General features: G+C 56.5%; 11 protein-coding genes and 11 pseudogenes. 9 read left to right on the forward strand and 13 right to left on the reverse strand.

Annotated features, from left to right (window positions below; all coding sequences use genetic code 11):
* Positions 1–140: 140 nt before the first annotated feature.
* A pseudogene (locus AC1MGR_RS00865) lies at positions 141–837 on the forward strand (integrase core domain-containing protein).
* A 35-nt stretch (positions 838–872) separates the two neighbouring features.
* On the opposite strand, the pseudogene AC1MGR_RS00870 reads toward AC1MGR_RS00865, so the two are convergent.
* Positions 873–1,334 (reverse strand): annotated as a pseudogene (locus AC1MGR_RS00870) (transposase); the annotation flags it as partial.
* A 483-nt stretch (positions 1,335–1,817) separates the two neighbouring features.
* On the opposite strand from AC1MGR_RS00870, the gene AC1MGR_RS00875 reads away from it, so the two are divergent.
* Positions 1,818–3,278 (forward strand): oligosaccharide flippase family protein, encoded by a 1,461-nt coding sequence (locus AC1MGR_RS00875; RefSeq protein WP_480233365.1) that lies wholly within the window; start codon positions 1,818–1,820, stop codon positions 3,276–3,278.
* Between the two features lie 246 nt (positions 3,279–3,524).
* A complete protein-coding gene (locus AC1MGR_RS00880; protein ID WP_480233366.1) occupies positions 3,525–4,721 on the forward strand; it encodes a glycosyltransferase in 1,197 nt (398 codons plus the stop codon).
* A gap of 859 nt (positions 4,722–5,580) precedes the next feature.
* On the opposite strand, the pseudogene AC1MGR_RS00885 reads toward AC1MGR_RS00880, so the two are convergent.
* Positions 5,581–5,673 (reverse strand): annotated as a pseudogene (locus tag AC1MGR_RS00885) (IS5/IS1182 family transposase); the annotation flags it as partial.
* Between the two features lie 103 nt (positions 5,674–5,776).
* On the opposite strand from AC1MGR_RS00885, the pseudogene AC1MGR_RS00890 reads away from it, so the two are divergent.
* Positions 5,777–6,004: pseudogene (locus tag AC1MGR_RS00890) on the forward strand (transposase); the annotation flags it as partial.
* 194 nt (positions 6,005–6,198) lie between these two features.
* Here the strand turns inward: AC1MGR_RS00890 and AC1MGR_RS00895 are convergent.
* On the reverse strand, positions 6,199–6,489 hold the full coding sequence (locus AC1MGR_RS00895) for a transposase (RefSeq protein ID WP_480233367.1): 291 nt from the start codon (positions 6,487–6,489) through the stop codon (positions 6,199–6,201).
* Between the two features lie 260 nt (positions 6,490–6,749).
* Positions 6,750–7,446: pseudogene (locus tag AC1MGR_RS00900) on the reverse strand (integrase core domain-containing protein).
* 213 nt (positions 7,447–7,659) lie between these two features.
* Between AC1MGR_RS00900 and AC1MGR_RS00905 the strand changes: the two are divergent.
* Positions 7,660–8,364: an SGNH/GDSL hydrolase family protein gene (locus tag AC1MGR_RS00905; RefSeq protein ID WP_480233368.1), complete on the forward strand. Its 705-nt coding sequence runs from the start codon at positions 7,660–7,662 to the stop codon at positions 8,362–8,364.
* 85 nt (positions 8,365–8,449) lie between these two features.
* Here AC1MGR_RS00905 and AC1MGR_RS00910 read toward each other — a convergent pair whose 3' ends face one another.
* The 3 genes and pseudogenes from AC1MGR_RS00910 to AC1MGR_RS00920 form a co-directional block, all read right to left on the reverse strand.
* Complete coding sequence (locus AC1MGR_RS00910; protein ID WP_480233369.1) at positions 8,450–8,932, reverse strand: acyltransferase; 483 nt, start codon at positions 8,930–8,932, stop codon at positions 8,450–8,452.
* A gap of 380 nt (positions 8,933–9,312) precedes the next feature.
* Complete coding sequence (locus AC1MGR_RS00915) at positions 9,313–9,546, reverse strand: hypothetical protein (protein ID WP_480233370.1); 234 nt, start codon at positions 9,544–9,546, stop codon at positions 9,313–9,315.
* Between the two features lie 712 nt (positions 9,547–10,258).
* Positions 10,259–11,250: pseudogene (locus AC1MGR_RS00920) on the reverse strand (IS481 family transposase).
* A 138-nt stretch (positions 11,251–11,388) separates the two neighbouring features.
* Between AC1MGR_RS00920 and AC1MGR_RS00925 the strand changes: the two are divergent.
* Together AC1MGR_RS00925 and AC1MGR_RS00930 are read left to right on the forward strand one after the other, a co-directional pair.
* Complete coding sequence (locus AC1MGR_RS00925) at positions 11,389–12,336, forward strand: IS110 family RNA-guided transposase (RefSeq protein WP_480233371.1); 948 nt, start codon at positions 11,389–11,391, stop codon at positions 12,334–12,336.
* 189 nt (positions 12,337–12,525) lie between these two features.
* Positions 12,526–13,488, forward strand: a pseudogene (locus AC1MGR_RS00930) (IS630 family transposase).
* A gap of 222 nt (positions 13,489–13,710) precedes the next feature.
* On the opposite strand, the gene AC1MGR_RS00935 reads toward AC1MGR_RS00930, so the two are convergent.
* The 3 genes and pseudogenes from AC1MGR_RS00935 to AC1MGR_RS00945 form a co-directional block, all read right to left on the reverse strand.
* The gene (locus AC1MGR_RS00935) at positions 13,711–14,748 is read right to left on the reverse strand and encodes an acyltransferase family protein (RefSeq protein WP_480233372.1); all 1,038 of its coding nucleotides are present in this window, start codon (positions 14,746–14,748) and stop codon (positions 13,711–13,713) included.
* Between the two features lie 67 nt (positions 14,749–14,815).
* Positions 14,816–16,015 (reverse strand): O-antigen ligase family protein, encoded by a 1,200-nt coding sequence (locus AC1MGR_RS00940; protein WP_480233373.1) that lies wholly within the window; start codon positions 16,013–16,015, stop codon positions 14,816–14,818.
* A 502-nt stretch (positions 16,016–16,517) separates the two neighbouring features.
* A pseudogene (locus tag AC1MGR_RS00945) lies at positions 16,518–16,883 on the reverse strand (integrase core domain-containing protein); the annotation flags it as partial.
* A 102-nt stretch (positions 16,884–16,985) separates the two neighbouring features.
* On the opposite strand from AC1MGR_RS00945, the gene AC1MGR_RS00950 reads away from it, so the two are divergent.
* A protein-coding gene (locus AC1MGR_RS00950) for an IS3 family transposase (RefSeq protein WP_480233358.1) occupies positions 16,986–18,106 on the forward strand; the annotation gives its coding sequence in 2 pieces (ribosomal slippage) (positions 16,986–17,205 and positions 17,205–18,106; 1,122 coding nt in all).
* Between the two features lie 18 nt (positions 18,107–18,124).
* On the opposite strand, the pseudogene AC1MGR_RS00955 reads toward AC1MGR_RS00950, so the two are convergent.
* From AC1MGR_RS00955 to AC1MGR_RS00965, 3 genes and pseudogenes are all read right to left on the reverse strand, one after another.
* A pseudogene (locus tag AC1MGR_RS00955) lies at positions 18,125–18,733 on the reverse strand (DDE-type integrase/transposase/recombinase); the annotation flags it as partial.
* Between the two features lie 362 nt (positions 18,734–19,095).
* Positions 19,096–20,121: a calcium-binding protein gene (locus AC1MGR_RS00960; protein ID WP_480233374.1), complete on the reverse strand. Its 1,026-nt coding sequence runs from the start codon at positions 20,119–20,121 to the stop codon at positions 19,096–19,098.
* A 352-nt stretch (positions 20,122–20,473) separates the two neighbouring features.
* Positions 20,474–20,677, reverse strand: a pseudogene (locus AC1MGR_RS00965) (integrase core domain-containing protein); the annotation flags it as partial.
* A 244-nt stretch (positions 20,678–20,921) separates the two neighbouring features.
* Here AC1MGR_RS00965 and AC1MGR_RS00970 point away from each other — a divergent pair.
* Positions 20,922–21,347: pseudogene (locus AC1MGR_RS00970) on the forward strand (IS110 family transposase); the annotation flags it as partial.
* Positions 21,348–21,360 lie beyond the last annotated feature (13 nt).

Raw genomic sequence — 21,360 nt, forward strand, 5'->3', positions numbered from 1 at the left:
CCGCCAGGGCGCGCGGACGATGGCGTTGAACGTCACCAGCAGCTTTCGCATCACCGCCACGAGGGCGACCTTCCTCGGTCGGCTAGATGTTCGGTCCCACTGTGTGGTGGTACGACTGATGCCGCCTTGAGGGACGCGCTATGGGACAGGTTCTTCACGGCAGCGTCACGACGACTGAGACGGTCCGTCGAGCAATCCAAGCTCGTCAAGAGAGCGTGAGGGCCGCCGCCAAGCGCTACGGCGTCAGCGCCACGACGGTGCAGAAGTGGCGCTCACGCCAGACCAGCACCGATGCTCGGATGGGACCGAAGGAGCCCCGATCCAGCGTACTTAGCTTGGAGGACGAGGCGGTCATCGTCGCTTTCCGCCGGCACACTCTGCTGCAGCTGGACGACTGCCTCTACGCGCTGCAACCGAGCCTGCCGCATCTGACCCGCTCGTCGCTTCATCGCTGTCTGCAGCGTCACGGCATCAGTCGCCTGCCGGACGTCGAGGGCGACAAGCCGAAGCGTTCGAAGTTCAAGGCCTACCCGATCGGCTACTTCCACATCGAAGATCGAGCACCGTCTGACCAAGCCGCGCTGCCCATGGACGAACGGTCAAGTCGAGCGGATGAACCGAACTATCAAGGACGCCACGGTCAAGCGCTACCATTACGAGAGCCACAAAGAACTCCGGCAGCACCTGCAGCTGTTCGTGGATGCCTACAACTACGGACGCCGGCTCAAGACCCTGCGCGGCCTTACCCCCTACGAGTTCATCTGCCAGGCCTGGACGAAAGAGCCAGAACGCTTCAGGCTCGATCCGTCACACCACATGCCGGGACCGAACATCTAAGCTCTGTGAGCCGCTCGTAGAAGGGCCGAAAAGGGGAGGCGATACGCCACCGGCAGACTGGCCTGGGTGTTGGCCACCGAGAGGGTCACGGCAACCTGACAGTTGTCCTGCTTGCCGATCTGACCGCAGTCTTGCCGTCCCACCCCGACCGAGTGACGGCCTTTCTTGGGAAAGCCGGTGTCATCGACGATCCAGGCCTGGATCGAAGCCTGACACTCGATCACCGGCAGGACCTCGCTGCGTACCCGGGCCAGCAAAGCGTCGTCCGACCATTCGCCCTTGGCCACGAAATGATGCCGCGCCTGATGTGTAGCTTGGACCCGCGCCGGCGCGATCCGGACCGCCATCGGCTCGATGCTCTTACGAGTACCCGGCAGGAGGAGACCCGTGCAGTAGGCCTTCAGCGGTGCGATCCGATCAGCATGACCCAGGACGCCTGACAAAGCCTCCAGATAGCTCGCAAAACGCAACTGGTCGGCACCCAGCGGAGAGTTCATGCGATCCATGCCTCACTCCATTGCCAGATCGAATAGCAAGTCCTACATCCAAATTTTGTGACACAGTAGTGCTAAGAGATTGAATGCCCGGCCGCGCGAATCTACCGAACGAGTCATAAAGAGTCTCTGGTCAGCCATCATATGCTTCTTCAACGCAAACACGCCAAACGAATACTCCAAGCTCTTCGCTTGGTAGGATATGGGAGAAGTTGAAGATAAAATATTTTAATTCACATCTAACTACTCGGCGCATATTGGATTATCTAGGAGCTTTTTTCTTGCCAAATCCTGACTGTTAAGGTTGGTATGCTCCGGCGCACGGCTCTGCAGGGTCTGCAGGGTCTGCACTGGCAATCGACCTCTGACTAGTTTAACGCTGCACCTTGTCAACTCGCGTGGACCCACATGCACACATTACGTAGCGCATAGCGATTTGCAGGTGATAGGTCCTTGTCTGTATGAAGATCGAAGGGGAATATGGGCGTGAGCTTGCGACTGCAACTGGCTTGGTCGGCCGCACGTCAGATTGTGATGAGGCTAGGCACGCTCGTCGCCTTTATCGTGGCCGCGAACATCCTGCCGAAGAGCGAGCTTGGCCTGTTTGCTGTTGCAGTCGCGGTTGCAGCAGTTGCAGACATCTTTGCCGAGGGCGGCATGGGAGATGCCGCCATCCAAACTCGCGAACACAATGAATCTGTGCTGCTTGCTGCGACTTGGCTCAACGTGCTGATCGCGCTTATTGTATCAGGCGCCATCGTCGCCAGCCGTTCGATAATCGAGCGGGCGATAAATGTACCCGGTCTAGCTAACTTGCTGCCGTTTCTGTGCGTGTCGCTCGTTTTGAACGCGGTCGCGTACGTGCCTCAGGCGCTCCTGCGTCGAGAAATGGCTTTTCGATCACTCGCAACCGCGAGTATGTATGCTGTGACCTGTAGTAGCATAGTTGGGATCTCACTCCTCTTCGCAGGCTTCGGCGTTTGGAGTTTAATCATTCAAAACATTCTCGCGGCCGGGATAACGACCGTCCTGATTTGGTATCGGTCGCCCTACCGGCTCCGCTGGAGTGATCCGCGCCTGGCTAAATCGCTATTGCCTTTCGGGTTCGGTATGATTTCAACGAAGCTTTGCGCTTATTTAGCCACCCGTAGCATCGAAATCATTGTACCGCTCTTCTTCGGCCCCGCGGCTCTCGCAACCTACATCATGGGTTCGCGTATCACTGCCATCGCCTCGCAATTCACGTCGGCAGTCGCCACTGAAGTAAATTATGTAAACTTGGCGCAGGTCAGTCCCAACAACAAAAATGCGCTTCTTGACACGCTCTATCGCTCTGTACGATTCGCATCTGCGCTGATTATGCCAATGTTTTTCGGGGTCGCCTCCATTGCCCCCGAGATTACCGGCCTCATGTACGGTGTAAAGGGCGATGGATCAGCCAATGTACTTGTGTTTACCGCTATTCTCGGCGGATTTCAGGCTATCACCTATCAAAACTATCTTCCTATCCAAGTTTCAGGGAGGCCCTACATCGTCGGAATGATGCTTCTAGTCGCCGGACTGCTAGGGATGCTTGCTTCATTGATCGGCAGCCGCTCGCTCGATCACGCGGTTGCCGCCTTCTCAATGGCCCAAGCCACTCTGCTGCCGATGTCGACGATTGCTTGCAGTAGTCTCGTCGGATCTTCAAGCCTAAAGACAGCTAGAATCGTCCTACCGTTCCTGGTTGCTTGCGCTGTAATGCTCGGCGTCTCGTACCCGCTCCGGAAACTGATTGCACCATTGACGCAGGGAAGCGATCTCCTAAACCTTGCTGCCCTCACCCCGATGCTCTTTCTGCTTTATATGGTATGCGCTTTGCTGCTCGATTTCCGCGCAACGCGGACAGTCATGAAGGCCGTCTTTTCACGTGGGGCAGCAGTTAAGACCGTGGCAGATGTCGCGTGATAAAACGACCGGGCAGGATGTCATACCTGATTGAGTTTAGAGGTGAGTCTTGAGTACTCATAGTCCCGTTCTGGGTAGTTCAGTCTATTCGTCGCCCTGTAGCCCTAAGCTTATCTCGCTTGGAATATTGCGCTCGCTCACTTGTCGAGCGTCGATACGATGGCAACAACAGCTCGGCACTGCTGAAGAAGGCTCATGGGAGCATGGCTCTCCTCGATTGAAACGACAACCTGAGGATGCGTCAGCATGAGAGCCTCGAGTCGCGCCGGTCGTTTTGGCTCGCTTTCTATCTACCTGCCCGATTTGGACGGTGGAGGAGTTCCCCAACTCTATCTCGGACTCGCTCCGTATTTCCAGAAAGCGGGATTTGATGTAACTTTGCTGCTGGACCGTCGCGAAGGCGAAATGCTGGATCGGGTTCCACCCGGCATTCCTGTTGTATCCCTTGATGCGGCTCGTCAGGTTAGGGCCCTGCCCCGTCTTGTGCATTACTTACGTGACGCCAACCCTCAAATTCTTCTCTCGGCGATTGAGCACATGAACATTATGGCGTCGATCGCATGCCGCCTCTCCGGTCGCCAGACCCACCATGTCCTCACTCAGCACAATCCCTTATCGGTGCAAGCAAAGCGCCCGGGGATAAAATTTCAGGCACTGCCTCTACTATATCGTTGGTCCCTACCGCATTCAGCAGCCAATATTGCAGTTTCGCGCGGTGTCGCTGATGACCTGGCAGGCACTACCGGATTCCCACGTGAACGGGTCGCTGTGATATATAACGGCGTTGCAATGTTAGACATTGAAGCGGCCTCGGCCGCCCCGTTGCCGGACTTCTGGCCGAGTGAAGAAAAAACACTAGTCACGGTTGGGCGACTTGCCGCCCAAAAAGATCAAGCGACCCTGCTACGTGCTCTATCACTCCTGCCGCCACGCCACACACCACATCTCGTCATCATTGGTGAGGGGCCCCTGCGCTCCGAACTTGAGGCTCTGGCCCTACAACTCCGCATATCTGAGCGAGTACATATGCCGGGCTTCATCGGCAATCCCCATCCCGCAGTCAAAGCTGCCGACTTGTTCGTTCTATCGTCGCGTTATGAAGGATTTGGTCTTGTCCTTTGCGAGGCGCTCGCGTGTGGAACAGCGGTGGTCAGCACAAATTGTCCTTTCGGGCCGTCCGAAATTCTTGCCGACGGGATTCACGGGCATCTTGTGCCCATCGAGGATCCTCGTGCATTGGCTAACGCCATCGCAGATGCGCTTGACTATCCCCGGCCGCGAACTGCTAACCTCGACCGCGGGAAAGACTTCGGCATAGAGCGATGCGCCAAGGAATACATTGCTTTGATGAGCAATTTGTTGTACGGTAAAGGCGATTTATCCTCTGCAGCCGCATCTCCTTCAGACAATACGGATGCGGCTTCAAGCTGGAGGTCGTCGTGAAGCCTGCACTCGTTCTTCTCTCCACGACCGACGGAGCGGGAGGCCGACACGAACATCTTGATCGCATGATTGCGTCAGTGATCCAGTTCGTTGAAACGTACCCAGAAGTACCAGTCCGTCTTACTCTCTTGGTGCAGCGTGCCCCGGCTGACTTCGCATTGAACGCGCCACCCAAAATCGTCGATTGCGTCATGACCCCCGAGCGACTGTCCTTATCTGCGGCCCGGAACCGAATGCTTGAGCTAAGGCGCGCTGAAGGTGCACTTCACAGCGGATCCATTCTGTTCTTTCCCGACGACGATTGCTGGTATCCAAACGGGGTCCTCAAGTCGATCTCTGCGGCTTTCGCGGACGACGAAGCGCTCGACCTTTGGTTCAGCCGGTACAGCTCAAAACCCGAGTCAATAAAGTTTTGTCACAGTCGTACTGCCTCCGCATCAGACGTCGTCCGGCGAGCTTCGTCCAATACGATGGTGTTCCGCGGCAGCTTGGTTGCTCACTCGCATTTCCGCTTTGACGAAGGCCTAGGAGTCGGCGCGCCCGTTAATGGGGGCGAGGATACGGAGTTCGTATTGCGAGCGTTCGGCCGAGCTAGGAAGGTACAGTTTGTCGACAAGGCCATCATTGGCCACCGTGATCCTGACCGCCAATTTTCCTCAAAGTATTATCAAGGTGCCCTTATTGCGATTGCGCGAAACGTCAAAGTACCCGGTGTGGGACGCGAACTTGCCCGAAAACTAGCCGTCGGATTCGTTTTCGTCCTACTCGGACGTATTCAGGGAGGTCAGTTCGTTCGTGACGTGTACAAAGCTCTGACAATTGCGCTTGGTGCTCTCCTGCCTCCTAGGGTTCGGAACGATAACCAGTAGCTGACGGTTGCAGCGAGGTAGACGGCGGCGAGATAGGTCGCCGAGCCGTCGTAGTGTGTGGCGATGCGGCGGAAATCCTTGAGGTGGACTTGCTCCGGAAAAGTGGAGAGCTCTTTTTCCTGAAGGAGGAGGGTTTCCAAGGCAGTCGGGAAGCAGACCTTTACCCCTGAGTTTCGTGCCGAGGCGGTGCGGCTGGCCCAGACGAGCGGGCGGTTCCGCCGGGAGGTCGCCGCCGATCTCGGCGTCGGGCTCTCGACGCTGCGCAACGGGATCGACGGCCGACGTGAGCGCGAGATGGACCACCCGCCGGCCGACCGACAGGAGGACATGGCCGCTGAGCTCAAGCGCCTGCGCCGTGAGAACGAGGTGCTGCGCCAGGAACGGGAGATCCTGAAGCGGGCCACGGCTTTTTTCGCCAAGGAGGTGGACGCGCGGTGCACCATAGGTCTCGTGCGAGCCGAGATGGACGGTGCGGATCCGCTTCAGCAGGGCTGTGTCTGCCAACCGTCGCGCCGAGGGCTGGCGGTCGACCCAGGCATAGTACCCGGCCTTCGACACGCCGAGCATGCGCGCCATGGCGGCGATGGGGAAGTCGGCCTGGTTCGCGTTCATGAACCGGAAGACCCCGACGGGAGAACCCCGGTCTCCCGAGCGAACCAGGCCGTCGCGCGAGAGAGGATATCGCGCTCCAGCTTGAGTTGTCGGTTCTCACGCCGAAGCCGGACGAGCTCGTCGCGCTCGGCGACCGTCAGGCCTGGATCGGCAGGCGGCGGCTTCGCCTCACGCCGGCCTTCGCTACGATCGGCCTCGGCCACCCAGTTGCGGATGGCCTGCGCGGAGGGCTCGAACTCGCGAGCCAGATCATTCGGATCACGGCCGGCGCGGGCCAGCTCGACCATCTGTCGGCGGAACTCGATGGGGTAAGGGGGACGGCTCTTCGGCATTGGACAAACACCTCACGCGAAAGCGTTCTCGGTGTCCACCAAACCGGGGTAATCCCACTGGGAACGCCGTCGCGGCATCCGAGGGCGATGATCTGAAGCAGCCTGAGAAAAGTGATGAGTAATGAGAAAGCCTCCGTACCACCCAAGCCATCCCCGGAAGCCGAGAAGCCGGATCACTTTCCAGCAGGCATTCGTGCTACTGCTGATCGGATCGGCTAGATGTTCGGTCCCGGCATGTGGTGTGACGGATCGAGCCTGAAGCGTTCTGGCTCTTTCGTCCAGGCCTGGCAGATGAACTCGTAGGGGGTAAGGCCGCGCAGGGTCTTGAGCCGGCGTCCGTAGTTGTAGGCATCCACGAACAGCTGCAGGTGCTGCCGGAGTTCTTTGTGGCTCTCGTAATGGTAGCGCTTGACCGTGGCGTCCTTGATAGTTCGGTTCATCCGCTCGACTTGACCGTTCGTCCATGGGCAGCGCGGCTTGGTCAGACGGTGCTCGATCTTCGATGTGGAAGTAGCCGATCGGGTAGGCCTTGAACTTCGAACGCTTCGGCTTGTCGCCCTCGACGTCCGGCAGGCGACTGATGCCGTGACGCTGCAGACAGCGATGAAGCGACGAGCGGGTCAGATGCGGCAGGCTCGGTTGCAGCGCGTAGAGGCAGTCGTCCAGCTGCAGCAGAGTGTGCCGGCGGAAAGCGACGATGACCGCCTCGTCCTCCAAGCTAAGTACGCTGGATCGGGGCTCCTTCGGTCCCATCCGAGCATCGGTGCTGGTCTGGCGTGAGCGCCACTTCTGCACCGTCGTGGCGCTGACGCCGTAGCGCTTGGCGGCGGCCCTCACGCTCTCTTGACGAGCTTGGATTGCTCGACGGACCGTCTCAGTCGTCGTGACGCTGCCGTGAAGAACCTGTCCCATAGCGCGTCCCTCAAGGCGGCATCAGTCGTACCACCACACAGTGGGACCGAACATCTAGCGCAAGGGCAGCGGCTTCTTCGTACCGGGGTCGGCGGCTGGGATCTACGTAGAGGCTATTCGGTTTCTGGCGCGTGAGCGTGAGCAGGGCCAGAAATGGAAAAAAACCCACGCGGCGCCCCGGCCGCTGCTTCAGCGTCGGAGGTGCCTGCCAATATGAAGCCGATGCTGCGGGTCAACCGCGCCGTTCTGGCTTCGGCGCTGATTTTGTGCGTGTCATGCCGGGCAATGTCTTTAGAAAGCCAGGAAGGTGCAGCGATGAACGAAAAGCTCACGTCTCAGCTGACCGACCCAACGCGCATGGTCACCTTTGGAACAAGCCTGACGAATCAGAACGACTGGCAACAAGACCTAAGCGCAGAACTGTCCAAGGTATGGTCAAAGAATTTCCACGTTGAAAAGGTGGCGCAAGGCGGAAAAACCTCTCGATGGGGGCTGGAAAATGTTGATCGCGTGACCGCGTTGAAGCCCCAGATTGTCCTGATTGAATTTATCATCAATGACAGCGACGTTCGGCATCGACTTTGGCTGAAAGAGAGCCGCGATAATCATGTTGCTATTGTCGATAAACTGAGAGCCGATCTGCCTGGGGTGAAAATTTATCTGATGACGATGAGTCCAGCGTTAGGGCTACGCCGGTGGCTACTTCGCCCCTTTATCCTTAGCTACAATGAACAATACAAAGAGATCAGTAAGATGCTCAATGTCAAACTTATCGATATCACCCCTCTGTGGCATCAGCTAGGAGTTGATCTACGAGGAGAAATCCCAGATGGCGTGCATCCTAAGCGAGATGCTGTCCTGCAGATCACCGTCCCCGCTATCGTGAGGGCGTTCAAAGACAGCGGTGCAATCAAGTAGGTCGTGCATGTGGCGCGGAGGAGTGCGCCACAAATGTTACCTAACCCTAAACCCTCAGTCGATAGGTCCTAACTTGGTTCACCTCTCAAATCTTACCACGAAGTAAGCCGTCGTAATCTGGCTCGACAGAAACTTTTGCACCACGATCTAAGAGAACGCCGTAGCGATCTGTATTAATGCCTTCGCGTATCACCCGAGCGGGATTTCCAGCGACGATTGAATGAGGCGGAACATCCGTTGTCACAACCGACGATGCGGCGACCACGGAGTGTTCCCCTATGCGGACGCCTGGCATGACTATGCTACGCGCACCGATAAAGCAGTGTGATCCAATACGAGTATGAACTTTTTTGTTCCTGATCATGTCGTGGGTTAAGATAGCCACATCGAAGGCGACATAAGTGTATTCTCGTATGTGCAGACCAATTGGGTATGTCTTGTCGAGCCTTACGCTCATTGAGAGTCGTACGGTCGGATCGATATCCATTTTCCAAATATTATTATAGTATTTTATTCTTAACTTGATAACAGCCCTTTGTAGCCAAAGAAACTTATTGAGGCTCGGCATAAGGATATCCAGCGCTTGGTCGATTGGGTGTGATAGATGACATGCTACGATGGCGAAGTGCTATCCTAATGCCACATCAAGCTGCCTTTCGCGAGACTGGAACCTTATCCAAATCGCATGAAAAACACGCCACAGCCAGACTCGGACAGGTGAAGGTGGTGCCCGCACGAAGGCATCACCGCGTAGAACCATTCTGGCTGCTCGCTGCGTCGCTTGCAGGATCCGTGCAACACTGTGATGACCGGGGATGAAAAACCCGCCGCGGATTTCTCCGGGCGGGTGAAGGTAGGGTGTTATTCTACGAGGGGGCGAGCAGCAGATGGATCGTAGCAGGTTAGACGCTCAACGCAGTCACATATGAAGGCGTTCGTGCACGGCGGTCAGCCTGGATTGGCGAGCCACGATCGCACCGCAGCGCCACCACGATCCACAAGACCTATGAGCCACGACGCCGTGTCCTCGAGCACGAAGCTACTGGGCTCGACGTAGTCCGAGATGTCCAGCCGAGCCCGCAGCACCACGCAGATGCCCATGACGGCCACGCCCATGTCGACACCGAGCACGATGCGATTGCGCCGCGGCACGACGCCGTCGACCGCGCCAGCTCTAGCCATCCGGCATGTTGCTGACAGCTAGATCGGCGCTTGGTACGGAATGCGTAGATATTCTCGCGCCAATCAAAGCGCAGATAAGCAGGAACGCTTAGACCATGCCCGCGAACTACCCCTCGATGTATAGAATGCTTGTTGCAGCCCCCTTGCTCGCTGTTCCTCCATTTTTGCCAACAATAGCTCTGTCTCAGACAGCGGCGACACCCAATGCCTCACAATGCGTCGATAGCAAGATGGTATCTTGCAGAAACCAAGTGATTAGATGCCAAAATATCGGATGCGATGACTTATATCAGTTTGATTTGGATAGGGCTAGTCTTTGCCAGTCTGGTTGTTTTAGATCATATATGGTCTGCCTTCGGAGATTGGGGTGCCCCAGATAAAGTGGTCAATCGCGTGAATCGGGGACAGCTTAAAATAGTATTGACGCCGCACCGAAGTGCCGACCTCATTGCGAGGCCTCTGAGCGCATTTCCTCAAAGTCGGAGCGGTTGCGCCATCGTACGCCATGCTGGCCCTGAAGTCGGTGAGCCGAGACCGCCAAGAATGGACGCTCGAGGCACGTGCGCTCACTTTCGATTGAGCAGGCTGATACAGAACATGATGCCTATCAGAAGTAGGAACAAGAGGCCGATGTCCGGATCGACGACGGTTTGAGAGGGGTCCTTTCGTGCTATCCGGCAGCGTGGCCGGCTTGGCCATGAAGTTGACGGGACTAGATGTTTGGTCCCGGCATTTGGTGGAGCGGGTTTGACCTGAAGCGGCTGGGCTCGGCGGACCATGCTTTGCAGATGGCCTCGTAGGGCGTGAGACCCCGCAGGGGCTTCAGGCGGCGGCCAAAATTGTAGGCGCTGACGAAGTCGGCCAGATGGGCGCGGAGTTGCTCGTGGCTTTCGTAGTGGTAGTGTTTGACCGTCGCGTCCTTGATCGTGCGGTTCATTCGCTCGACCTGCCCATTCGTCCAAGGGTGCCGCGGCTTGGTCAGGCGAGGGTCGATATCGTTGCGGGCGCAGGCGGACTCGAAGCTGTGGGCCCGAAATGTCTCGCCGGCTGCGATCGCTTCCCTAATGATGGAGGCGGCTGAAGCGACGTCGCCGGGTGTCGTGAAGTGGGTGCCATTGTCGGTGAGCACCGTGTGCACCTTGTAGGGCACCGCCTCTCGATAAGGTGCCGGAGAAAGTCGCCTGCGACCCGCCGTGTGGCCTTCTCATGGAGTTCAACGAAGGCGAACTTGGTCGTGCGGTCGATGGCGACAAACAGGTATTGCCGCCCTTCCGCCGTGTGGACCTCGGCCAGATCGATGTGGAAGTATCCGAGCAGATAGGCCTTGAAGCGCGACCGCTTGGGTTTGTCGCCGTCGACCTCCGGCAATCGGCTGATGCCGTGTCGCTGGAGGCAGCGATGCAGCGAGGAGCGGGTCAGGTGTGGGATCGTGGCCTGGAGCGCGTAAAGGCAATCGTCGAGGGGCAGGAGTGTGTGACGCCGAAAGGCGACCACCACCGCCTCGTCCTCCGGTGACAGCACCGTCGAGCGAGGATCCTTCGGCCCCGTGCGCTGGTCGGCGACCGAGGTCCGCTGCCGCCACTTGGCGACTGTCTTCGGGTTGATCCCATAGCGCTTCGAGAGGGCCCTCAGGCTCGCTTGACTATGCTGGATCGCTCGACGGATCGCCTTGTATCTTGCGGTTGCCCGCTGGAGCGACACCAGTGAGGCTACAGGGTGAGGGTCAGCCCGTGTTTGCCTAGGGTTTTCAAGCCCGCGACAGAGCATGGCGCGACCCTCACCATTTTAGTCCCGAACCCGGACAGCCGCCTGGGCCAGAGCCCGCATTTGCAAGGTAGGGTCATGGACGAACAGCCCACCATCTTTGTCGGCATTGACGTGTCCAAGGATCGCCTCGACGTTCACCTCAGACCGTCGGACCAGGCATTCCGTGTCCCGCGCAACACTAAGGAGTTGGATGCTTTCGCGCGTCGGCTCAGTGGCTTACCTGTAGCCCTCATCGTCCTGGAGGCTACCGGTGGCTTCGAGGCGAGCGTGGCTGCAGCACTGGCCGCTGTCGGGCTGCCGCTCTGTATCGTCAACCCGCGCCAGATCCGCGACTTCGCCAGAGCCATGGGCCGGCTGGCAAAGACAGATACGCTCGACGCTGAGGTCATTGCCCTCTTCGCCGAACGCATCAGACCACCGGCCAGGCCCTTGCCCGAGCCGGAGAGACGGCACTTCGCCGAGCTTGTGAGCCGGCGGCGGCAGATTATCGGGATGATCAACATGGAGACCAACCGTCGCGATCAAGCCGTGGACAAGCACCTGACCCGGCGGATGGACCGACACATCGGCTTCCTGGAGAAAGAACTCGCGGAACTCGACAGCGACATTGGACAAGCCATCAAGGCCTCTCCGGTCTGGTGCAAGACCGAGGCGCTGCTCAAGTCCGTGCCCGGGATCGGTGACGTGACCGCACGCACGCTTCTGGCGCAATTGCCCGAGCTCGGCACCATTGGCCGCCACCAAATTGCGGCCCTCGTCGGCATCGCTCCCATCAACCGCGACTCCGGTCTGATGCGAGGTCGAAGATCCATCGCGGGTGGACGAACCTCGGTGCGGGGCGTGCTCTACATGGCCGCTCTGACCGCGATCCGGCGAGGCTCTCCCTTTCGGTCCTTCTACGAACAGCTGACCCAGCGCGGTCGGCCGAAGAAGGTCGCCCTCGTCGCCGTGATGCGAAAGCTCCTGGTGACGCTCAACGCCATCGTTCGCGACCGCACCCCCTGGCGGTCGATCACCGCTTGATCTTCAACACAGCCGCTCCGTCGTTGTGGCGCTGCCGTGAAGAACCTGGCCCATAGCGCGTCCCTCCACTCCGGCGTGAAAAGTGCACCATCAAACCCCGGGATCAAACATCTAGAGCATTTTCCACGATCCCTGACTCGTTGCGGCGAGGTGAGCGTTGATCCCTGAAGGTTTGTCAGGGAGATCGCCATGGCCCGTGCCTACAGTCACGATCTGCGTGTTCGCGTCCTGGACGCGGTGGAAGCAGGTCTGTCCCGCCGGGCCGCGGCCCTGCGCTATCGGGTCGGCGTCGCTACGGTGATCCGCTGGGCCGCGCATGCGACGATGACAGGAGAGACGCGGGCTCAGCGTCAGGGCCGTCCACCCGGCTCCAAGCTCGACGTGCATGAAGCCTTTCTGCTCGCCCTCACCGAAGAGAAGGACGACATCACGCTTGCCGAGATGCAGGAACGCCTGCGTACCGAGCGCAGCGTCTCGGTCGGATTGGGCACGCTGTGGCGTTTCTTCGCCTGCCGCGCGGTGACGTGGAAAAAAAGTCAGCGCACGCAACCGAGCAGGATCGCCCCGACGTGGCCGCATCCCGTGAGGCGTGGTTTGCCGCGCAGCCCGACCTCGATCCTGAGCGCCTGATCTTCATCGATGAGACGGGTCTCTCCACCCGCATGGCGCGCCTGCGCGGTCGCTGTGCTCGCGGTCAGCGCCTGCGCTCGGGCATCCCGCATGGCCATTGGCTCACGACGACGTTCGTTGCGGGCTTGCGCCTGTCGGGGATGAGCGCGCCCATGGTGCTCGACGGACCGATGACGCGGGAGTGGTTCTTAGGCTGACGTCGAGCAGGTGCTCGCCCCAACCCTCAGGCCCGGCGATACTGTCATCCTCGACAACCTCCCCGCCCACAAGGGCACAGCGATCCAGGCCGCCATCGAGGCCAGCGGCGCACGGCTTCGCTTCCTGCCGCCGTACTCGCCCGACTTTAATCCGATTGAGATGGCCTTCGCCAAACTCAAGGCGCTGCTGCGCAAAGCGGCCGAGCGCACGGTCGATCGGCTCTGGACTGTCGTCGGCGATCTGCTCAACGCCTTCACACCAACCGAGTGCGCAAACTACTTCGCTGCCGCCGGATACGATCCGGAAGAGTGGAAAACGCTCTAGCTCTCATAGATCCGTGACACACTCTCGGTACCCTTTGGCAGTGCCCCAAGAGACCTGTGGCTCCGCCACAGATTCTACATAAACCTCTATCAAACCGAGCACATTTGTCTTATATTAAGCACATTGATGCGCAGCAATCGCCTTTAATCATTTGTAAGCCGCCAGATTGATCGGGCAAATCTTCAAAACAGCGATATCCTCATGTCTAAACAAAAATCTAATTTATACTGTATATTTTCTTACACCGCCTTTGTCTCTTTTCGAAAAATTTAGTTTGCTATTGAGCCAGATTCTGCATGGTAGATCATAGAAACGGATGACTAAAGGTGTAGCAAAACTGAAGATAACTATTGACGTAAGGGCGCCGGTCCATGAGCTATAACCAATTTTTTCAGCCAAAAATGTTCCGAGAGATATCAAACCGTAATGCATAGCGTAGATTGGGTAGGATAGATTCCCAAGAAACTTCGCTCCGTAAAAACTCGGTGCATTTGCTCCCGCGATAATAAGGATGGGTGAAATCAAAAAGACAAAAAGAAACTCATATTCCGGACCATGCACTGGAATAAATAAGCTCAGAAATATGCCTGCGCAAACAATTAATGGATTTACTGCCATCTGGGGCAAAAATTGCTTACTGAACTGAAGCAAAAGACCAAACGAAAACGAAAATAATACGCGTAGTAGCCCGATGTAAAAGGTATCAAGATGATGTCCCTGCCCAAATTTCCCAGAAAAAATAATAATCGACAGGGGAACTGCTAGCGCAACGGTAGAAACACCTAGTGTTTTAATACTCAAATACCGAGCGGTATGTGCGTATATTATGTTTGCTATCAACTCAAACATCAACGACCACGCTGGCACATTCAGAAACATGTAAGCTGAAAATACAGGTATGGGTAATAGCAAAAAATTTGTGGTCGACCCATAAATTATTTCTAAAAAAGAAGGAGCGTTCGGGTGTCGCATCAAATAAAGCGCTATTCCCCGAACAGATGCAAGTGCAAAACCAAGAAACATGATTGGGTACAGACGGATTACACGTATGCGCACAAAATCCCAAAACTCCATCCCGCCAGAAAGTTTTGCTTGGTAGGCGTGACCAAGAACAAACCCGCTCAAAGCAAAGAAAAAATCTACTGCTAGATATCCAGATGGCGCTCTTAAATATGGCACGGTTGCAATATGGTATACAACAACCGCGATTGCAGCGATCCCTCTCATACCATCGAGTGTCTCATAGTGACGCTTGGTCAAATGGTTAACTCCCTAAAAGATCACAGGATCAGACTTCTAAAAGCACCGATACAATGTGATGCTGATTTCATAATTTTCCTTTAGACATATGAGATTTGACTTGCAATAATCGTTGTGGCGGCGATCTTGCGGTAAGATCTACAGCACTCCCAGTTTTTGATTTTGCGCATGCTGTGAACGATCCGATAATAAAAATTAAAAAATGTGTTGGCGTCGCGAGGGCATTGTCTGAAATTCCAACAATCAAAAAACCTACTAAAGCGGCCCATGAGGAATGATCATGGCTTCCCCAACGCCGTACTGTGCTTCCAAAAGCGGTGCAGAGCAAAAAGTAAAACGCAAATACACCATATTGACCGAGCTCAACCAGAAGTCTAAGATAGTCGTTATGTGCAGCTTTTGAAGTAAATCTAACATAAATTTCTCTCGGAGTTGCCCAATATTGATGTCCAAATCCGATTCCTGAATATGGATACTGATCATGCATTTGGAGCAGCCACGGCCAAATTAATTCTCGTCCACTTGAACCACTCATTGCGATGCGATTCGAGTACAACACAAAAAGCAATGGTCCAATGATTATTCCGACAAAAAAAGCAATGGCGGTTCCCGTGATTTTCGCATTTATTGTACGGTTACTGGAGATATAGAAGCTAAAAAAACATACTATAAACGCAACTAAAAGCGGCATTCGCGCTCCACTCAAACCTAAAATACAAATGTTAACTCCCATTATTATGTAGTATTTTTTTAGATCTAGCTCAGTGAGCTTTAACGATGCGTATATACCACACATTGATAATCCGCCGAGGAATGCCGGGTTTAGAGACCCGCCGAATCTGCCTTCTCCGGTATTAAACTCGATTGGGAATGCCGATCTTAGTCCAGCAATCTGATAGGCCACTCCGACCATCGAGCACGCTGCCGGCATCCAAGCAGAGAGTAATAGTAAAGTATTCCTGTCTTTCTCCGTTGGCTTAGCGGCGAGCAGCAAATAGATCAGCACAAACTGGTTAAAGGCGCCGAATAGCAGCGTCCAGTCAAATTGATCATAATCACTCAGTGCACCGAGGAAAACAACGAGCGTCGAACAAGCGATCATTAGCGAAATCACAAAAAAGTTCTTCTCTCTTCCAATAAGAAAGGAAAAGCCTGCGAACATAAATATCGCTTTTTCGAACGCGTTGACCGAGCCGAGATCAAATATTCCTCCAATATTAATTATGAATACTGCATAGGCGACTACGATTGATATACGAAAAATCACACCAGAATCTCCTGCCAGGGGTCCAGCCGATATTGCGGATCATGCATTCTCAATTCGTTCAACATCTATTGGCTTCAACATAATATAAGGAGCTGATAGCACGCAAATCTATGTTTCCAAACTCGGAATAATTTTAGCACCTCAAAACATAAAGCGGAACTGCTGTACCCTCTTTTGCGACTCAAAAATGCAATTAATTCTGGTGGTCTCCAATGTTAGCGAATTGACTACAGAAGTATATTCCAAAAGAAATGCGCAAGCGTCCGAGGTTGAGCAGCCGGTTGAGCCTGCCCACTTGCTCTCAGACGCTGCCCCTAGGCTGCGGCCTCCCGCTACGATCGAAGACGGTTCACGTCCAATTAAGGCTATAACTCACTCTCGCCAATGCCGGCGGCATTGAGGTTGCGGACATTCATGAGGGAGCCGCAGCATGCGCCCTCAGAGGTGGCTTGGTTTGTCTAAACAACGACCTGGGCTTGGGTAAGTGGATCTTCTGCCGGGTTCAGGCAGCCGCGGGATGCGGCAGCCTGTCAAAGTAGGCTTGGTCGGGAGTACGCCGGTCAAGGCTCGAAGAGGGCCTGCGCTCGTTATAGAAGGCGAGGTACCGGCCAATCGAGGCGTGCGCCGTGCTGACGGTGTCGTAGGCCCGCAGGTAGATCTCCTCGTACTTGACCGTGCGCCACAGCCGTTCGACGAAGACGTTGTCACGCCAGGCGCCCTTGCCGTCCATGCTGATGTCGATCTCCGCCTCCCGCAGCACGCTGGTGAAGGCGCGGCTGGTGAACTGCGAGCCCTGGTCGGTGTTGAAGATCCCCGGCCTGCGGTGCCGGGCAAGCGCGTCCTCCATGACCTCGACGCAGAAGTCGGCTGGACTTGCTCCGGAAAAGTGGAGAGCTCTTTTTCCTGAAGGAGGAGGGTTTCCAAGGCAGTCGGGAAGCAGACCTTTACCCCTGAGTTTCGTGCCGAGGCGGTGCGGCTGGCCCAGACGAGCGGGCGGTCCCGCCGGGAGGTCGCCGCCGATCTCGGCGTCGGGCTCTCGACGCTGCGCAACGGGATCGACGGCCGACGTGAGCGCGAGATGGACCACCCGCCGGCCGACCGACAGGAGGACATGGCCGCTGAGCTCAAGCGCCTGCGCCGTGAGAACGAGGTGCTGCGCCAGGAACGGGAGATCCTGAAGCGGGCCACGGCTTTTTTCGCCAAGGAGGGAAGTCGATGAGGTTCCACCTCGTCGACGCGGCGAAAAGGGACTTCCCGGTCGCGCGCCTGTGCAACATTCTCGACGTCAGTCCGAGCGGCTATTTTGCCTGGAAGAGTCGTCCAGCCTCGACGCGCCAGCGCGAGGATCTCGTGCTGCTCACCCATGTCCGGTCCGCCTTCATGCTCTCGCACGAGACCTACGGAAGCCCGCGCATGACCCACGAACTGCGCGAGCAGGGCTTGGCGGCCGGCCGGCGGCGCGTGGCCCGGCTGATGCGGGAGAACGGGCTCAAGGCCCGCCAGCCGCGCCGCTTCCAACGCACGACGGACAGCGGCCACGCCTTCCCGATCGCGCCCAACCACCTCGACCAGGACTTCACGGCACCCGGACCGGATCGGAAGTGGGGCGCGGACATTTCCTACATCTGGACGCGGGAGGGCTGGCTGTATCTGGCGGTGGTTCTCGACCTGTACTCCCGACGCGTCGTGGGTTGGGCGGCGGGCGACCGTCTTCACAAGGAACTGGCATTGACTGCGCTGCGACGTGCCCTTGTCGTCCGACAGCCCGGACCAGGTTTATTGCATCATTCCGACCGCGGCAGTCAGTACTGTGCGAACGAGTATCAGGCGGAGCTACGCAGACATGGCATCGTGACTTCGATGTCCGGCAAGGGAAATTGCTATGACAACGCGATGGTCGAGACGTTCTTCAAGACGCTGAAAAGCGAACGGGTCTGGCGCACCGCGTTCCAGACGCGAGCCGAGGCCATCGACGCGCTGGCCCGTTACATCGATGGCTTCTACAATCCCCGACGCCGTCACTCGGCGCTTGGCTTCACCAGCCCCACACTATTCGAAAGGGGTATCGCCCACCAAACCGCTCTCCATTAAACCGGTGCAAGTCCAGTTGTCGGTAAACTGGATGCCGTTATCCGTGAGCACCGTGTGGATCATGTAAGGCACCGCCGCGATCAGATCATGTAGAAAGGCTGCAGCGATCCGTTGCGTCGCCTTCTCATGCAGTTGGACGAAGGCGAACTTGCTGGTGCGGTCGATGGCCACGAACAGGTGTAGCTTGCCTTGTTCGGTGCTGACCTGCGCGATGTCGATGTGGAAGTAGCCGATCGGGTAGGCCTTGAACTTCGAACGCTTCGGCTTGTCGCCCTCGACGTCCGGCAGGCGACTGATGCCGTGACGCTGCAGACAGCGATGAAGCGACGAGCGGGTCAGATGCGGCAGGCTCGGTTGCAGCGCGTAGAGGCAGTCGTCCAGCTGCAGCAGAGTGTGCCGGCGGAAAGCGACGATGACCGCCTCGTCCTCCAAGCTAAGTACGCTGGATCGGGGCTCCTTCGGTCCCATCCGAGCATCGGTGCTGGTCTGGCGTGAGCGCCACTTCTGCACCGTCGTGGCGCTGACGCCGTAGCGCTTGGCGGCGGCCCTCACGCTCTCTTGACGAGCTTGGATTGCTCGACGGACCGTCTCAGTCGTCGTGACGCTGCCGTGAAGAACCTGTCCCATAGCGCGTCCCTCAAGGCGGCATCAATCGTACCACCACACAGTGGGACCGAACATCTAAAGGCTCGTTTGCGAGCCCAGGGCGCCCGCACGATTGTGAACCTCTGCGACACGCTTAAACAGGCTTTTGGGAGCTTTACACTGAACGAATGCCGCAACGACCTGATAACTACTGGATACGATGCCTTTGTCCAGCTTGACCGAATGAAGTTCTAGGGTGGCACGCTGGTCTACTTATAAATCGCCTCAGAACTTGTATAGATTTTATTTTTATACCTCGGTGTCTCAGAACAACTTTTACGGCTATGGAAAAAGGGGCAGACCGAGCGCCTGCCCCTGAAAGATTTCAATTCAATCCGAAGACCTTAGACGATAAATACGTCGCTGTGATCAAAAAACGCAAGCTTCTTGCCGACGAATACAATATCTTGACTAGCCTGAGCTCCAGTTCCATCTGAGTCAAAGGAAAGAACCCCGGTGTTCTGATTATAAATAATCTGAGCTCCAGCCCCCTTTGCAACGTTGAGGGAGAACGATGACGTTGCTACCGATCCATCAGAGTCAACGTTCAACCCGGAGAATATCTCTTTGCTCAGCAGTATCCGATCATCGGAATCGAAATCCCAAATGCTATCCTTATTCGCCGTCCCGGATTCCGCGAAATAGAATGAATCTGCTCCGCCTTTTCCATACAGACTGTCGATTCCTTTGCCGCCGGCTACGACATTAGCCGCGCTGTTTCCGGTTATCAGATTTGCAAAGTCATTGCCGGTTGCATTGATTTCCGCTGTCCCGCTCAGCCGAAGATTCTCTACTGCTGTTTGCTGGCGAAGATCAACAGTAACACTCGAGAATATCGTATCAGTGCCGCCACCCGTAACTTCGTCGGTCACCCGGTCACTCGCCGACGAAAAGACATATGAGTCGTTCCCTGCGGAGCCGAAAAATGTATCGCCCCCGCCTCTACCGTCAAAATAATCAGCTCCGGCGCCGCCGTGGAATGTATCCGCTCCTTCACTTCCTTTGATTACAAGCCGTTCCACACTCGTATCCGCGGTAAATCCTCCCTTCAATGAATTTGTACCATCTTCTTTCAGGAAGGAGTAGCGGACCGAACCATCAGCATCGATCTTGCTAAGGACGGAGCTTGCGCCAGCGAAGTCCAACTCTAAAGTATCCGTTCCAGCGCCGCCGGAAAAAAATCCGTATACCGTCCCCGAGTTGACTGCGTAAGCGCCTAAGTTGAATACAACCCGATCATCACCGTTGTTGCCCAACACGTTCACATTTAAATCGTACGGGCCAATATTAGGTAGATCGTAGTCGTTTACATTAAAAGTATCGCTATCCAACGTGCCAGAATAAGAAACGTTTATTTTTAGGTTCGCCATTTCAATCTCCGCGGTCAGCTACAAGAATTCGTTATTCATGTAGTTGATGAAGTTCTGTAGCAGTCCGCAATGTCACTGCAACGAATCGTAAAGCAATAGGTAATTTTTAGTCTGAGACAAAATGCCGCGCCATAGAATGTGAAATGGGATGTCGGATTAATAAATATTCAATCGATGTCCGCAATGTGGGCGCGAAGCGTTGACGAGGTGCTGGAGCGGATCGGTGGACCGTTTGGGCCGGCGTAGCTGCACAGACGGGCCGTAGCTTACCTGGTATGACCCCGATAAGCAGTCCCTTTACAAAATCAGTGCATCGTCGATCTTAGATTTGACCTAATTTGTGGTCCGCGACCTACGCAAGATCTTGGGCTGTGACAGCTTGGTTGGCAAAGGCTCGGGGCGTCAAGCCGCCCAGGGCCGTATGAGGTCTGTCACTGTTGTCGTGGCACATCCAGTCCTCGATGCGCTCACGGGCATCAGCTAGCGACAGGAACCAAGAGGCGATCAAGCACTCCGCCCGTAGACGGCCGTTGAACGACTCGACGTAGGCGTTATCCGGCATGATGCGTGGCGGTGCACCGTTCCTGAGATTAGTTGAAGCCGCTAGCTTCTGCTGATCCGGACTATGAGGCACCGGGAGCACGGAGAGTGCGGGCAGGCCGTCGCACTGACATGAGCTGCGAGCTCGAGGTCGTTATCTGGCCGCCCCTGCAACGAGCCCGGATGCGCTGCGAGCGCGGATCCGTAATTGTCGTGTTGCCCCCCAGCTCCCTCAACCTTGTTGGACTAAGGAGGAGGCTATGCGGATCATCGGCATGGACATTCATCGGGTATCGGCCGAGGTTGTGGCGCTTCTCGATAGAAAGTTGGTGAAGCTCGGCCGCATTCCCATGCTACGCGAACGCCTCGAGGCGTTTGCCAGGACGGAGCTCACGTACGACGATCATGTCGTCGTCGAGGCGACCGGCAACGCTGCAGCCGTCGTCGAGGTGCTTGCGCCTTACGTCGACCGCGTGGTCATCGCCAATCCCAAACAGGTGAGGCTGATCGCGCATGCGAAGATCAAGACCGACGCGATTGATGCGGCGGTGCTGGCCAAGTTCTACGCGACCGGCTTCCTGCCAGAGGTGTGGGTTCCGGACGAGGCGACCCTCGCCCTCCGGCGGCAGATCGCACGGCGCACCCAGCTGATCCGCCAAAGGGTGCGATTGAAGAACCACATCCAGGGGGGCAGATCAC

This window comes from Methylobacterium sp. BI1 (genome assembly GCF_056680125.1).

Excerpts from the sequence above, each read along its gene's own strand:
- AC1MGR_RS00925 (WP_480233371.1), top strand. The coding sequence starts at position 11,389 with ATGGACGAACAGCCCACCATCTTTGTCGGCATTGACGTGTCCAAGGAT.
- AC1MGR_RS00905 (WP_480233368.1), top strand. The coding sequence starts at position 7,660 with ATGAAGCCGATGCTGCGGGTCAACCGCGCCGTTCTGGCTTCGGCGCTG.
- AC1MGR_RS00960 (WP_480233374.1), bottom strand. The coding sequence starts at position 20,121 with ATGGCGAACCTAAAAATAAACGTTTCTTATTCTGGCACGTTGGATAGC.
- AC1MGR_RS00880 (WP_480233366.1), top strand. The coding sequence starts at position 3,525 with ATGAGAGCCTCGAGTCGCGCCGGTCGTTTTGGCTCGCTTTCTATCTAC.
- AC1MGR_RS00910 (WP_480233369.1), bottom strand. The coding sequence starts at position 8,932 with ATGCCGAGCCTCAATAAGTTTCTTTGGCTACAAAGGGCTGTTATCAAG.
- AC1MGR_RS00915 (WP_480233370.1), bottom strand. The coding sequence starts at position 9,546 with ATGGCTAGAGCTGGCGCGGTCGACGGCGTCGTGCCGCGGCGCAATCGC.
- AC1MGR_RS00895 (WP_480233367.1), bottom strand. The coding sequence starts at position 6,489 with ATGGTCGAGCTGGCCCGCGCCGGCCGTGATCCGAATGATCTGGCTCGC.